The following is a 14805-nucleotide window of genomic DNA, read 5'->3' as shown; positions in this document are numbered from 1 at the left end:
ATTTCACAATTCGGCATCTAATTTATCTTGAAATACTAGATCTGCACGGCTTCGCAAGTCGGACGTGGGTCCTTCCAAATCAATACTGCTGTGCCTCAACGTATCGATTGTCAGCACCATGTCGTGACCCACTTCGCCCCATTCCCTGAGTGGGGCACGGAGGATCGATTGCTCCCAATGCGCGCGGGTCGTGTCGTTCAGGGCAAGTCTCACCGCCCTGAGACAATCATCCAATGAATCGGGGTCGAAGTACAGCGCGTACTCCCCTCCCACTTCAGGCAACGCTCCACCATTGGATGAGACACAAAGTTTCCCGAACCACAAACTCTCTCCAACGGGCAAACCCCATCCCTCTTCGATGCTCGGAAAGAGTGTGAAGAGGCAGTTAGCATACAAGCCGGCGAGTTCGTCCTCGGACGGGCGTTCTAGCCACAGAGCCTCCGCAACGTTTCTGACAGACACGGCGTCTGCGTCGCCTCCCGCAAAAACGAGGGCCGGAAGAGGCTTGCCGCTAGCGTCCTTCAGGTGTGACCAGACGGCGAGAGCCAATTGGTGGTTTTTTCTAAGCCCATTCCCGACAACAAGAACATAGGGCTCATTGCCAACTGCAGCCTGCAGCCGAACTGGACGCGCAGATCGATGATTGCGCGCTACACCGAAGAACTGTTGCGCCAGGGGGACGACTGTTATGTCGCGCCTCGCAATCTTCACCTGAGAAGCACAATGCGCAGCAATCATTTCACTGCGGGTGAAGACGGAATTGGCCACGTGGAGGGCTGGCAACTTGTAAAAACGTGTCATGTATGGTGCGATGGATCGATTTCCGTGCCCTCCCTTCGATCGGATGGGGAATATATCGTGCGTAAAGCAGATGAAATTTGCTCCGATGGATGCCAAATATTCGTAGAAATCTAGCAGGTACGAGAGTTGCCAGTAACATCCCATTGCGACGATCACGTCACCTTTTCGAACGCGACGCTTCAGTTCTGTCTTCCCCCGTACTTTGTGCACTGATCGAAGGATGCGGCGACGCAGCCGGAACGTGAGCGAACTCAGACCAAACCAATCTTGGCTGGCCGATCGGCTCGATCGGGGATACAGTTGACGGATGGCGCCAGTGAAAGCGTCCGCGTCGCCATGCGTGGAACGTAAGATCGGATTTAGATCGACCCACGTGCCTTCAAAAAGTGAATAACATGCGCAGGTGTGATTTTTTGCTAAAAGATGTGCCGTTGTTAGCTGGACGCGCTGTATTCCTGTAAAAGAATCGTACCACAAACTATTCGATACCAAATCCGTTAGATCGACATATGTCATGTGTCGTCGTCCGTTCTCAAGAGAGGAAGCCTGATCAAAATTTCGAGCAATATTTTATAAAAATTATGCAAGGCGCTATTCAATTTTAAAAATTCGAAATTGAGATGACTGATTTTGTCGACCGAAATAGTTATGGACTTTTTGAGTTTAATGGGGAGCGATTGAGTGGCCGGTGTCCCTCTCAACCTGTGTGGTGCGGGTGAAGCCAAGCGGCGAGTGGCGGCGGCAGGGATTGTAAAAGCCATCCAGGTAGCCGGCCGGCGCGATGATGGGCTCTCGACCATCGTGCTGTTATAATAATTCTCCCTGCCAGATAGCGACGTCAAGGCGCCGTTTCTTCGACGTTCCTTCCGATATCCATTCGAACAATACCGACTGCCATGGTCGGGACGACGGATTAAATCCGGCCCTGACTGCCGGACGACGAATATGCAACGGAGAACTGTCAACGCGAGTTCCTTATGAGGCTGGTTGTCCGCCGCCCAGCCCACGTTCCGTCGGAAATACAGGTCGCAGACCACCGCCAGGTACAGCCAGCCCTCCCGCGTCCAGATGTAGGAGATGTCGCTCCCCCACTTCCGATCCAGCCCAGCCACCATGAAGTCCTGGAGGAGCGGGGTGGCGGCGACTGGGAAGGCGTGCCCGCTGTCGGTCACGCGCCGAAAGCGGCGCGGCCGGCGGTTCTTGAGCTCATTCTCGCGCATCAACCGGGCCACGCGCGGCCGGCCTGACGCCGGGCCCGGCTCGCGCAACGCGTGCGTCATGCGCGGGGTGCCGTACGACTCTTGCGAGAGAAGGTGGAGCGAGCGTGGGCGAGCAGCACGAGATTCTAGCGCTTCCGCGTTGAGGCCGGGCGGTTATTCCAGGTGAAGGAGCCGATCGGACTGACCTCGAGGACCTTGCATAGTCGCGCGACAGGACAGTCGTTCTTCGCCGCGCCGTCGAGGAGAAACCTCATCGACGTCCCGCCTTAGCGAAAAAAGTCATGGCCCGCTTCAGGATCTCCCGTTCCTGGCTCGGCGCCTCGTACCCGCGGCGTAGGCTTTGCGCGCGGCGGCTATATCCTCCTGCCGTTCGGCCGGCCGGTGATCCGGCGCCGGCTCTTGACGCCCGTCGTTTCAGTTGCGCCATGTCGAGAGCCCGACGCCGAGATCGGCGGCACCCTCGCGGAGAGACTGCCTGCTCCATGGCTCCAGCCGTGCTGCCTCAACGCGAAGCTCAGGGATAGAGATTCGCTTCCGGTCTGCCATCGGAACCCCCGTCGTTCAGGAAACGGGCTGCGCATTTTTGCGCTGCATTCCGCCATGCATTCAGTTCCGAAGTATGCCGGCGGGAATGGGGTCTATTGAGAGGGAGTGACTCGAAGCGTTCAGGAGTCGAGCCGGCTCGGCAGGCGCCGGTGCACCCGCAGCGAGGCCATGTCGGCACGAAATTGTCGTGGCGATACAGATAAAGAACAAGATGCCGGGATCGGCACTGCCCGCACCGAGAAGACCGCCGGCCAGGATCGCCAGCGCCGTGGCGCGTGCGGCATCGTAGAGGATGACCGTCTCCCGGTCAGGGCCTGCCCTGGCGGCATGTCCGATGTCGCGTAGGCCGGAGAAGAGCAGAACGATCAGGAGGAGCGCACCGATGATACCAAGCTGGGAGAGCACGGCCGTCGGCCAGTTCGACGCGCGCGAGCTTCCGATCCCGAGTCCAAGGCCGTTCGTTTCCACGACGTTCTGAAGGCTGTGTTCATTCCAGTAGCTGCGCTCCTGACCTGAAGCGGAGTTCGCCTTCTCGAGTAGCGTCACCTCACTCAACCGAACGATCGGATCGAGGAGGCTTTGCTTGACCAGCGTGATCCCGACCAGAGCGATCAGGATGGCGCTGAGGATAACCCCGACGATGAGGTCCTGCCGCAGGAGACCGGCGCGCAGCGCCGTCCGCACACTGGCGCCCATCAAGAGCACGAGCAGGATGCCGAGTCCGACATACGCCGTGCTTGAGGTCGAGAGAAGAAGCAGTCCGGCGAGGACCAGCCACAGGATCAACGCCGGCCGCGATCCGGTCGCCCGCCAGTGCGTGAAGGCGAAGGCCAGCGATGAGAGGCCAGCGGCCCCGAACGCCGAGGCCTCCGAGTAACCGCCGACGATGCGGGCGAAGCCCGCCTGCTCCGTGTCGGTCAGAAGTGCATAGGTTGCGGTCCGGATCGGCAAGAGAACATCACCGGCGCCGGCCAGTTTGGCGACGAGATCGACAACACCCAGCAGGGCGTTGAAGCCGGCCATCGCAAAAAAGCTCCGCCGCATCGCCCGCAGGCCCGAGCGCCGCCGCAGGCGAATCCGGAGGACGAGGAATGTGAGGAGACCCAGGGTGAGGTAGCCCGCCTGCGTGAGATTGCTCGACGTCGGCACGAGCACCGTCTCGAACACGCTCCCCGTCTCGTGTGAGACGGCGAAGACGGTGACCTCGCCGGCGAAGAGGCGCGGCAGGATGTAGGCCCCGAGCGCCGCGTAGAGGATCAGAGCGAGGGCCGACCAAGCGGAGGTGGAGTGTCGAAACAGTGTCGCAATGTGCTGCTTCGCGTTTTTATGAAGAAGCAGAGAGGTGATCAGCAGAAACGTGAAAACGGTATATATGAGCGGCGAGGCTCCGCCGAGGGCAGGCAAGATTGCGATCGCCGTCGAGCCGAAGGCGAGGGACGCCATCAGGCCGACGGTGAGCGAGGCGCGCATCAGCGCGCCGATCAGGAGCAAGACGATGCATACAGCGAGGCCTTCCAGAGAGGGCTGCATCCCGAAAGCCTTACTTGTAGGATTCAACCCAGGAATGTGACCAGTACGTCACGAGATGCGAGTGCGGAAACAGCCGCCGCACCTGTTCATGGGTCAATGTGGCCCGATGCTCCATGATGTCGGCCCTCAGCAGTCGATGCAGGGGGTTCGTCCAGTCGAGCGGGTACCAGATCTCGGAATCGAGAAGTTTCAGCGTCCCGGCTTCGACGGCGTCCGACGTCACGCCGTCCATCTTCGCGAGGATCTGCTGTGCCCGCTGCATCACGACGGCAGGTGGATTGCGGAGATAGAAGAGAGCTGCCTCGCGGACTAGAACCGGACCCGTGACGGCCTCCGGACCCAGCTGGAGCAGGGCATCCGGCGTCCCCGCCTGCTCGATCGCCGTGATCATCAGGGCGATGGCGAGCAGCCAGAACAGTTGCCGGGGCCGCGACGCCATCGCAGCATTGGGAACGGCGTGCGCAAAGCCGGGATCTTCTCCCATCCGCCCGAGCAGGACGTCGCCGTTATCGCGCAGGGTGTCGAGACTTTTCAGGCATTCCGTGTCGAGGTCGCAGTAAAAACCTCCGTGATGAAACAAAAAGAGCAAACGAACCGCGTCGACACGGAAAATTTCTTTGGGGAATGCGTCGTATGTGGAGAGAAACCAGGAGAAATGCTTCGCCACGAAGGCGCGATTGTCCGCGTCGTCCCAGATCAGACATTGGTATTCGGGATTGTGGGATAGAAAGGTGCTTCTCCACAACGCGTAGTTCGAGGGCAGGGCGGTGCGGGATTTCCAAGTCTGAAACAAGATCCGCGGTATCTTGTTGTCCGTCGTCGAGACGCAGATCGTTTGGTCAGCGAGGGCGATCTCCGGTGCGACGAGGGCCTTGCTTTGCTTCCTCACGAGGCGTCGGAATTTCCGTTCTGCGAGGACCGTGAGGGTTGGCAGCGCGGACGCGTGTGTTGCCGCGCGCCAGAGACGCTTCGGTCGAGTATCGAGGGTATCGAGCATCAAGCGATCTCTGTGATGTTCTAGGGTTTCGAGGTGTCGATGAGGGCCTTGACCGTCCCGAAGGCGGCCTTCCGCCTGCCGAGCTGCCATCCGCCCGTGGCGGCCTTATCCAGCTTTACGACGCCCATGTACGCCTCATAGCTCGGATGCCAATAAGACTCGTCAGCCAGTTCGTAGATATATGCCGCTTCGATGTTGTACTTTTGTCTTAAATCTTGCAGGATCTTCATCGTCTTTACGATGCCCTGTGCCTGTCCGTCTTCGCCATCCCGTTGGCTGCCCAGTGAATTGTTGAATTCCGTCACCCAGATCGGCTTTCCGATCTGGGAAATGATCTTGAAGGCCCATTCGGGATTGTGGTCGTACATGTGCCAGACGGTGATATCCCAATCGAGACCGGCCTCGCGGTAGCGACCGTAGACGGCGGTGTGCCCCCAGCCGGCCGAGCCGATCGCATGCTTCGCTGCGGGATCGGCGGACCGCGTGCCGTCCGACAAGCCCTTGAGGACTGCGATGACCTTCGCGAGCCGCGGCCCGTAATAGTCGAGCGGAATGGTCCCGCCTGCGGGTCCCCACTCGCAGGGGTAGGTGGTGCCGTCGTCCTTGGTCTCGCACGACTTGATGATGGCGTAGTTCTCCATCTCGTTGCCGAGTTCCCAGACCGGGATCTGTCCGGCCAGGGCGGTGACGACCGAACGGGAGAAGCTGAGGGACTTCTTGTAGAGGAGATCCTCGCTGTCGACTGCGAGATCGACCGGGGGGATCAGGATCGGCAGCACCGTCAGACCGAGGGACCGCGCCTCGCGCGTCAGCTCCGCGAGGCGCGCGATTTGGTCGGTCCGTGAGACGTCGACCCGATACGAGCGTGTTCCGAGATCGCGAACGAGTTCCAGTTGCTGCCGCGTCGTGATTCCCGGGTAAGACGTGAGCGGATGTCCGTTGATGCCCCACATCAGATCTGCTGCAGCGGGACTTGAGGCGAGGAGGGCGCTTGTCAGCGCGGCCGCCAGGATACAGGCCGATTTGTAGCTCACGCGCTCGCGCGATCGTCTGTACGACATCTGCTCCGTCCTCGGCAGCCTTGCTCCAGATCGATCGGCCGAGCGCTGCTTTATGAGACTGGCCCGGGCTCACGACGCTCACTACGCCTTCGAAAGGCTTAGCGACGGGCATCAATTGTTGCAGGCGCCGGAGCCTTTCCGGCCATGTCCGACCTCTAGGAGAGCACGCGCGCACCGATCGGCCCGCTACGCGCGGCTGCCTCGGACATGGGCCGCCGGCGGGCGCGTGGCGGCCGCGCCGGCCGGTTGGATTGCCCTTGTGGCCGGCCGTAGCCCCGACGGATAGTGCCCTTTACCTCTTTTGGCTCAGTACGACTGCACAGCCGCGCTCCGGTACAGTATCGGCATGGCACAAGCCGGATGATCTCGATTTCCAGCGTGCTGCGCGATCCGGCGGGAAGGCAGCGAAGCTCGACCTGTCGCACCTGCTCCCGTTGCCACACCCACCAAGGCGGTGCAATTTCATGCTTCAGCGCACCGGATGGAACGCCGCGCGGCTCGCGCGTTACGAGGCCGAACACAGGCCGGAATCAGACATCGTATCGGCCGCGGTCGCTTGGTCGTTCCTACGGCGCAACTTGTCGATACTGGTTCTCTGCACGCTGGTCGGCACGCTCGTCGCGGCGGCCTTCGCCTTGACTGCGCGGCCGCATTACACCGCCGAGACCCGGCTCGTGATCGATCCGAACCGGCAGCAGGGCATGCGCGACCGGAACATCGAGGGGGCGTTCACGCTGGATAATGCGCAGGTCGAAAGCCAAGTGGCGGTTCTCAAGGCCGAGAAGATCGCCACAATGGTGATCGAGCAGCTCAAGCTCGAACACGACCCCGATTTCCAGCCCCGGCCCGGCCGGATCGGCGCATTGATGACGTGGCTCGGATGGTCGGGGCCACCGCGGGAGCCGACCGCCTACGAGCGGACACGCTTCACGATGGGGGAGTTTCAGAACAATCTTCAGGTCCGGCGCGTGAGCCTGTCCTACGCGATCGACGTCGCGTTCCGGTCGTCGGATGCCGAACGCGCCGCCGCGATCGCGAACGCGACCGTCCAGGCCTACATGCGTGAGCAGCTGGATTCGAAGGCGCAGGCCATCCAGCTCGGCAGCACGTGGCTCGATCAGCGGCTGGTCCAGCTGCGGGTGCAGATGATCGCCGCGGCGCGGGAGGTCCAGGAGTTCAAGGGTCGCCACGACTACCGCATCCCCCTTGGTCAAAGGACGATGGGACCGACGGATCCGGACGCCGTTGACCGGTCGAAGGCGCCGGCTGTGTCCATCGAGGACCTTGAGACCCAGGCCCAGACGTATCGACGGATGTACGAGACCTATCTTCAGAACTTCACGGAGCAGGTCCAGCGCCAGACCTTTCCGGTCTCGGATGCCCGCGTCGTCACGGAAGCGACGCCGCCCCTCGAGCCGAGCGACCCGCGCACCAAGCTCATGCTCTCCCTCGGGGCCGCCATCGGCGCGCTTGCAGGCTTCGGGGTCGCGCTCACGCGCCACAACCTCGACCAACGCATCCGCTCATCGCGCCAGATCCGCGAGGATGTGGGCATCGAGTATCTGGGCGACCTCCCGCGCATCAAGGCGTCCGAACCCTACGGGTCGGGTCCGATCGCGCTCACCGCCGGCGCGCCGTCGACGCGGGCGGGGCGGCGCCGCGAGCGCTATTTCAACCACATCGACGTGACGCCGTCGGCCCCCTTCAATGCGGCGCTCATGGGCCTGCGCACCCGCATCAGCCTTGGCGTCGGGCGGCTCCAGATCAAGAGCATCGGCATCGTCTCCTCGAACGCACGCGAGGGGAAGAGCACGATCGCCAGCAATCTGGCCGTGCTGTGCGCCCAATCGGGCTCGCGGACGCTGCTGGTCGACGCGGATCTGGGGCGCGGCCAGCTCAGCCAAGTCGTCGCCCCGTCTGATGCCTCGGGACTCCTGCAGGTCCTGCAGGGCTCGGTGAGGCTCGACAGTGCCCTCGTCCGCGACATCACGCCGAACCTCGATTTCCTCGCGAGCGGCGGCCCTCCCATCCCTCTGTCCAATGAGCGGCTTCTCGGATCTGAGGTCATGTCGACCCTCATCCAGGAGATCGCCCATGCGTACGATGTGGTGATCTTCGATCTTCCGGCCCTCCAGACATCGACGAGTGCCCTCGCGGTCGGCCCGTATCTCGAGGCGATGCTCCTCGTCACGGAATGGGGGAAGACGTCCATTACCGCGACGGTCGAAGGCGCTTACTGGCTTCAGGCCGTCCAGGCGCGACTGGTCGGCGCCGTGATCGCCAAGGCCGATGCGTGACGGTGCCGCTTCCAGGCACGCGCGACGGGGCGCGGCCCTCCGCGCCTGTCCGCGATCCCGAGCCGGAGATCGCCCTGTTCACCTGGACGCTCGAGTCCCGTGCCGCAGTCGCCCGACGCTTCGAGCCCCTGCTGTCCCCGGATGAACGAGCCCGGCGGGATCGCTTCCACGATCCCCGGAACGGCGCCCGTTTCGCGTCCGGTCGTGCCGAGCTTCGCCGCATCCTCGCGGCGGAACTTGGCACCGAGCCGGAGGCTCTGCGGTTCCGCTACAACCCGCACGGCAAACCCGAGCTGGACGGGCCGGGACGACTCCAGTTCAACCTCAGCCATTCGCAGGATCGGGTCGTGCTGGCCCTGTCGCGGACCCACGTCGTCGGCGTCGACATCGAGGTCCCACGCCCGTTCGGCGAGGACGTCGCGCGCGTGGCCTTTACGGAGGCGGAGTGCGCGGCGCTCACCCGGTTGCCGGCCGACGAGCGGCGGGTCGCATTCTATCGGTATTGGACATGCAAGGAGGCGGTCGTGAAGGCGCTCGGCTGCGGCCTCTCGTTACCGCCCACCCGTCTCTCCATCGCGTTCGATCAATCCGGGGAGGCACGCCTGACCGCCCTCGATCCCGCGTTCGGGCACGCGCATCTGTGGCGCATCCATCGGCTCGACTGCGTGCCGGGCTGTGTCGGCGCCTTGGCGGTGCAACCGCTCCCCGGTCCGGGCCGTCCTCGGCCGTTCGAAGGTGCCTTCCGTCTCGGAGCCGAGCCGGCGGCCCGATCGAGCGCAGGAAGGCGCGTGGCGGAGCGCCACCGCTCCCGGATCCGGATGAGGACGATCGCCTGGTCGCCGTTGGAATCCCCTCCGTAACGACCGTGCCCCCATGACCTCATCCACGGCAGCGGGTGGCGCGGGCTGGCGTTCAGGCTCTCGCGCCCCCCGGGCGCATCGCCGCGCCGCAGCCGCCCGGGGCCGCGTCAGACCCCTCGTACGCGCACCCTGACGTTTCGGATGGATCCTGAATCCGCCCACGCAGGCGATCGATGCGCGGCATGGAAACTTCATAAGGCGGTGTCGTCGGAGCATCCATGGGCTCATGTGCGCAGGGATCGATCGGTTGTGCCGTAACGATACGCCGCGAATGCACGATGAAGAGATTTGATGCTTTCAAAACTACGATGAATTGTGTCGATTGCGCCATCGCTCGCGTAATTCGCGGTGAACATACTCAAAAGGGGTAGTTCATATCGGTAAAGGGTTATTGAGCCCGATCCCCGATTGCAGCCAGTATGTCGCGTCGTCGCCGAACCGAACGACGGGCTTCTCCAGGCCGAAGGGACGCCTCTGTTGACTTCGAATACCGCCACCGCTGTGCTCGACGGGACCGACCGGACGAGCGTAACAGCCCTCTTCGCCGGATACGCCCAAGCCAGCCCGGACGCGATCGCCCTCCGCGGGCGTGCCCAACACTGGACATACGCGCAGCTCGACCGGCAGTCGGACAGGCTCGCGCGGATCCTCGTCGCCAGAGGGGTGCGACCCGGCGATCGGGTCGCCCTGCTGGTGGAGCGATCCCCCGCGGCGGTCTGCGCCCTGCTCGCGGTGTTGAAGGCCGGGGCCGCCTACGTGCCCCTCGACCTCGATTATCCCTGCGCGCAACGCGCAGCGATGATCGAGGATTGCGCGCCCGCCGCGGTCATCCGGGGTTCGGKCGTCCCGATCGCCGACGCCCTCGCGTGGCGCTGCCCCACGATCGTCATGCAACCCGACGGCAGTGCGCCTGGCGAGAGCGAGGACAGCGCGCCGCTTCCCGGCGCCGGCCCCGGGGACGTCGCCTACGTGATGTACACGTCGGGCTCGACCGGGCGCCCCAAGGGCGTCGTGGTCCCCCATTGTGCGGTGGTCCGGCTCGTCCGGGGGGCCGATTACGCGCGCTTCGATGCCGACGAGGTCATCCTCCAGCTCGCGCCGCTGGCCTTCGATGCGGCCACGCTCGAGATCTGGGCGCCGCTGCTCAATGGCGGTCAGGTCGCCTTCGCGGACGTCCAGCGGCCATCGCTCGGGGAGATCGGTGCGCTGGTCCGCGAATACGGCGTGACCACGCTGTGGCTCACGGCCGGATTGTTCAACCTGATGGTCGATGCGGCGCTCGACGACTTGGCGGGTCTGCGGCAGCTGCTTTCCGGCGGCGACGTCCTGTCCCCGGCCCATGTCTGCAAGGCGCTCGCCGCGCTGCCCGATTGCCGCCTGATCAACGGCTACGGGCCGACGGAGAATACGACGTTCACCTGCTGCTACACGATCCCGCGGGATCAGCCCGCGGATGCGATTCCGATCGGCTATCCGATCCACGGCACGCAGGTCTACATCCTCGACGAGGCGCTGAGGCCGGTTCCCGAGGGGATGCCGGGCCAGCTCTGCGCGGGCGGCGACGGCGTCGCCCTCGGCTACCTCAACCGGCCGGACCTGACGGCCGAGCGGTTCCGCCCGGATCCGTTCTCCGCGGACCCGGAGGCACGCCTCTACCTGACCGGCGATCTGGCCCGCCGCCGTCCGGACGGGGCGCTCGAATTTCTCGGCCGGCTCGACACGCAGGTGAAGATCGACGGCAAGCGCGTCGAACTCGGTGAGATCGAAACGGCCCTGCGCGCCGTTCCGGGGATCAGGGATGCGGCCGTCACCGTCGAGCAGACGGGCCCGCAGGCCAAGTGCCTCCACGCCTTCGTCGTCGGGGCCGATGGCGCATCGCCGGACCCGGCGGTCCTGCGGGCCGAACTCGCTGGGGGCCTACCCGCGCATATGCGCCCCTCCACGATCACGGTGCTGCCGAGCCTGCCGCTGAATCCGAACGGCAAGGTCGACAGGACTGCTCTCACCGCGACGGCGACCGCAGCGCGCGACGCCGAACGCCGCCGCGCCTCCGGCCCCGCCCCGCGGAGCGAGACCGAACTGCGTATCGCGGCGGTCTGGAAGGATGTTCTCGGCATCGATTCCATCGCGGTCGACGACAACTTCTTCGATCTGGGCGGGACGTCCCTGAGACTCCTTGCCGTCCATCAGCGCCTGGCGACGCTGGACCTGGGCACGATCTCGGTCGTCGACCTGTTCGCCCGGCCCACCATTCGGGCGCTGGCCGAGTTCCTCGGCGGCGCCTCGAGGCAGAACGTGTTGCTCGGCGGCGCCGGCAGCAGCCGAGCGGCGCTCCAGGCGGCCGCTCTCAAGCGGCTCAGCATTTCGGGAAGGTCTATGCGATGACGGACGGTCCTGACTCGGCTCCGGACGCGGGCGATCTGCCCGCCGCCGCGATCGCCATCGTCGGCATGGCCGGCCGCTTCCCGGGCGCCGCGAATCCCGCGGCGCTGTGGCAGCGGCTGTGCCGGGGCGACTGCATGATCACGCCCATACCGGACGCGGAAATCGAGGATTCCTACACCGCCGACGAGCGCGCGCAGCCGGAATACGTCGCCGTGCGCCCGATCATCGCCGACGTGGAGCGTTTCGACGCCGCCCTGTTCGGCATGCGGCCGCGCGAGGCGACGCTGATGGATCCGCAGCACCGGGTCTTCCTAGAGGTGGCCTGGGAGGCCTTCGAGGATGCCGGTTACGCGCCGATGGCGCCCGGCCGCCCGGTGGGTGTCTTCGCGGGCTGCAGCCTCAACACCTACCTCCTGCGCCACGTCTGCGGTCAGCCCGGAGCGGCCGAGCGCTTCGCGAGCGAGTTCCAGGTCGGCAACTACGAAGCCCTGACCGGCGCCATCGCCGACACGCTCGCGACCCGGGTCTCGTACAAGCTCGACCTGCGCGGCCCGAGCATGTCGATCGCGACGGCGTGCTCGACCTCGCTGACGGCGGTCGCCCAGGCGGTGCAGTCGCTGCTCCTCCACCAGTGCGACATGGCCCTCGCGGGAGGCGTGTCGATCAGCTTCCCCCAGCAGCGCGGCTACATCAGCCAGGAAGGCGGCATCGTCTCCACCGACGGGGTCTGCCGCCCGTTCGACGCCGACGCCAACGGCACGGTGTTCGGCTCGGGCGCGGCCGCGGTGCTCCTGAAGCGCCTCGAGGACGCCATCGCGGACGACGACCACATCTACGCGGTCATCCGTGGAGCGGGCGTCAACAACGACGGGGCGTCGAAGGTCGGTTTCGCGGCGCCGAGCGTAGATGCCCAGGCCGAGGTCATCGCCACCGCGCACGCCATCGCGGGAATCGATCCGGCGACGATCGGCTATGTCGAGTGTCACGGCACCGCGACGCCCCTCGGCGACCCGATCGAGATCGCCGCCCTGGCCAAGGCCTTCGGCCCGGTCGAGGCGCAGGAGCGCTGCCTGATCGGTTCGGTCAAGGGCAATGTCGGCCATCTCGACGCCGCCGCCGGCGTCACCGGCCTGATCAAGGCCGCCCTCGCGGTCGAGAACGGGACGATCCCGGCGACCGCCAATTTCTCCACACCGAACCCGCTCCTGTCACTGGAGACGACGCCCTTCGCGGTCGCCGCGCGGCACGAACCCTGGCCGTCGCGGCCGGGGCCGCGCCGTGCCGGTGTCTCGGCCCTCGGCGTCGGCGGCACCAACGTCCACGTCGTGCTGGAGCAGGCCCCCCCTGCGGCCCGGCCGCGGACGCCGGCGGCGGCCGACACGGTCCAGGTGCTGCCGCTCTCGGCCCGCACCCGCGACTCGGTCGGCGCGGCCGCGCAGGCGCTCGCCGACCATCTCGAGGCGACACCCGGGCTCGACCTCGCCGACGTTGCGCGGACGCTGCAGACCGGCCGCACGGCCTTCCGGCACCGCCTCGCGGTCGCCTGCCGCGATCTGCCGGGCGCCGTCGCGGCGCTGCGCGGGGCGAACGCGCCGCGCGGCGAGGCGGCCGGGCCGGCCCCGGTGGTGTTCATGTTCCCCGGCCAGGGCAGCCAGCATCCCGGCATGGGGCGGGACCTCTATCGCGGTGAGCCCATCTACCGCGCCGCCATCGACCGCGGGCTCGATCTGCTCGACCCGGGCGAGCGGGCCGAGGTGAGGGCCTTCCTCGACGGCGACCGCCCCGACGAGACGGCCGGCGGCCCGGCGCCGACCCGGATCGCGCAGCCTGCGATCTTCCTGGTGCAGAACGCGCTCGCCGCCCTCTGGATGAGCCGCGGGATCACCCCGGAGGCGATGGTCGGGCACAGCGTCGGCGAGCTGACCGCGGCGTGCCTGGCGGGCGTCCTCTCCTTCGACGACGCGTTGGCCTTCGTGGTCGAGCGGGGCCGCCTGATGCAGGCCGCGCCGGGCGGCGCCATGCTCGCGGTCCGGCTGCCGGAGACCGCGTTGCGGCCGCTCCTGCCCGCCGGTCTCGATATCGGGGCGATCAATGCGCCGAACCTCTGCGTCGCCGCGGGGTCCTTCGAGGCCGTGGCGGAGCTCGAGGCCAAGCTCACCCAGGCCGATGTCGGGATGCGCCGCCTGCACACCTCGCACGCCTTCCACTCCCGGATGATGGACCCGGTGGTCGATGGGCTGACCGCGCTCGCGGAGCGGATCACCTTCCGCGCCCCCGCACTGCCCTACGCCTCGGGCGTCACCGGCGACTGGATCACGCCGGACCAAGCGACGAGCCCGACCTACTGGGCACGGCACTGCCGCGAGACGGTGCGCTTCGCGGACGCGCTGCGGACGGTGGCGCGGGAGGGCACGGTCCTCCTCGAGGTCGGACCGGGTCGAACCCTCTCCACCTTCGCGCTGAACGGTCTGCCGCGCGGCGCGGTCGGCGCGGTGATCGGCTCCATGCCCGACCCGGCCCAGGTGACGGACGGACAGGCCTTCGCCGCCGAGGCGCTCGCCCGGCTCTGGACCGTCGGCGTCGCGCCCGACTGGGCGGCGGTGACGGGTCCGGGCCGGCGCGTGCCGCTCCCGACCTACCGGTTCGACCGGCAGCGGCACTGGATCGACGCGCCGGCGCGCGCGGCGGATCCCGGCGCCCCGATCCCCGGCCGCACACTGGGGGACGATCATCACACCGTGGCCGGGACTGATCCGGCCGACACCCATCCAGCACGCATCAACGACAACGGGGCACAGACGATCATGGGGCAGACGGCAGATCTCAGCGTTGCTGCGGCACGTTCCGAACTCGGCTCGGAACTCGCGGGCATGGTCGAGGAACTCTCGGGGGTCGTGATCGGCGCCGACGGGCTCGACAGCACCTTCCTGGAGCACGGGCTGGATTCCCTGTTCCTCGCCCAGTTCGTGACGCAGATCCGCAAGCAGTACGGCGTGAAGCTGACCTTCCGCCAGCTGATGAGCGATCTGCCCTCGATCACGGCGCTCGCTGCCCACGTCGCCGCGGCGCGGCCGCAGCCCGCGAAGGCGGCGCCCGCCGAGCCGGCCC

8 protein-coding genes and 1 pseudogene are annotated in these 14805 nt (G+C 65.9%); 4 read left to right on the top strand and 5 right to left on the bottom strand.

What is annotated here, in order from left to right:
* Positions 1 to 3: 3 nt before the first annotated feature.
* The 5 genes and pseudogenes from AC1DXK_RS07480 to AC1DXK_RS07460 form a co-directional block, all read right to left on the bottom strand.
* Complete coding sequence (locus AC1DXK_RS07480; RefSeq protein ID WP_456685244.1) at positions 4 to 1317, bottom strand: glycosyltransferase; 1314 nt, start codon at positions 1315 to 1317, stop codon at positions 4 to 6.
* A gap of 147 nt (positions 1318 to 1464) precedes the next feature.
* Positions 1465 to 2567: pseudogene (locus AC1DXK_RS07475) on the bottom strand (IS3 family transposase).
* Between the two features lie 60 nt (positions 2568 to 2627).
* On the bottom strand, positions 2628 to 4097 hold the full coding sequence (locus AC1DXK_RS07470) for a hypothetical protein (protein ID WP_456685245.1): 1470 nt from the start codon (positions 4095 to 4097) through the stop codon (positions 2628 to 2630).
* 10 nt (positions 4098 to 4107) lie between these two features.
* Complete coding sequence (locus AC1DXK_RS07465; RefSeq protein ID WP_477297329.1) at positions 4108 to 5094, bottom strand: glycosyltransferase family 32 protein; 987 nt, start codon at positions 5092 to 5094, stop codon at positions 4108 to 4110.
* A gap of 20 nt (positions 5095 to 5114) precedes the next feature.
* Positions 5115 to 6128, bottom strand: a complete 1014-nt coding sequence (locus AC1DXK_RS07460) for a hypothetical protein (RefSeq protein WP_477297327.1) — start codon at positions 6126 to 6128, stop codon at positions 5115 to 5117.
* A gap of 491 nt (positions 6129 to 6619) precedes the next feature.
* On the opposite strand from AC1DXK_RS07460, the gene AC1DXK_RS07455 reads away from it, so the two are divergent.
* The 4 genes from AC1DXK_RS07455 to AC1DXK_RS07440 all read left to right on the top strand — a co-directional run.
* On the top strand, positions 6620 to 8452 hold the full coding sequence (locus AC1DXK_RS07455; RefSeq protein WP_456685248.1) for a Wzz/FepE/Etk N-terminal domain-containing protein: 1833 nt from the start codon (positions 6620 to 6622) through the stop codon (positions 8450 to 8452).
* Between the two features lie 2 nt (positions 8453 to 8454).
* A complete protein-coding gene (locus AC1DXK_RS07450) occupies positions 8455 to 9312 on the top strand; it encodes a 4'-phosphopantetheinyl transferase family protein (protein WP_477297325.1) in 858 nt (285 codons plus the stop codon).
* 477 nt (positions 9313 to 9789) lie between these two features.
* A complete protein-coding gene (locus tag AC1DXK_RS07445; protein WP_477297323.1) occupies positions 9790 to 11697 on the top strand; it encodes an amino acid adenylation domain-containing protein in 1908 nt (635 codons plus the stop codon).
* Positions 11694 to 14805: beta-ketoacyl synthase N-terminal-like domain-containing protein (locus AC1DXK_RS07440; protein WP_477297321.1), on the top strand; the 3112-nt coding region annotated here is incomplete at its 3' end. The genes AC1DXK_RS07445 and AC1DXK_RS07440, both read left to right, overlap by 4 nt.

This window comes from Methylobacterium sp. P3_A11 (assembly GCF_056403155.1).
This window is presented reverse-complemented; position numbering and strand designations above follow the sequence as displayed.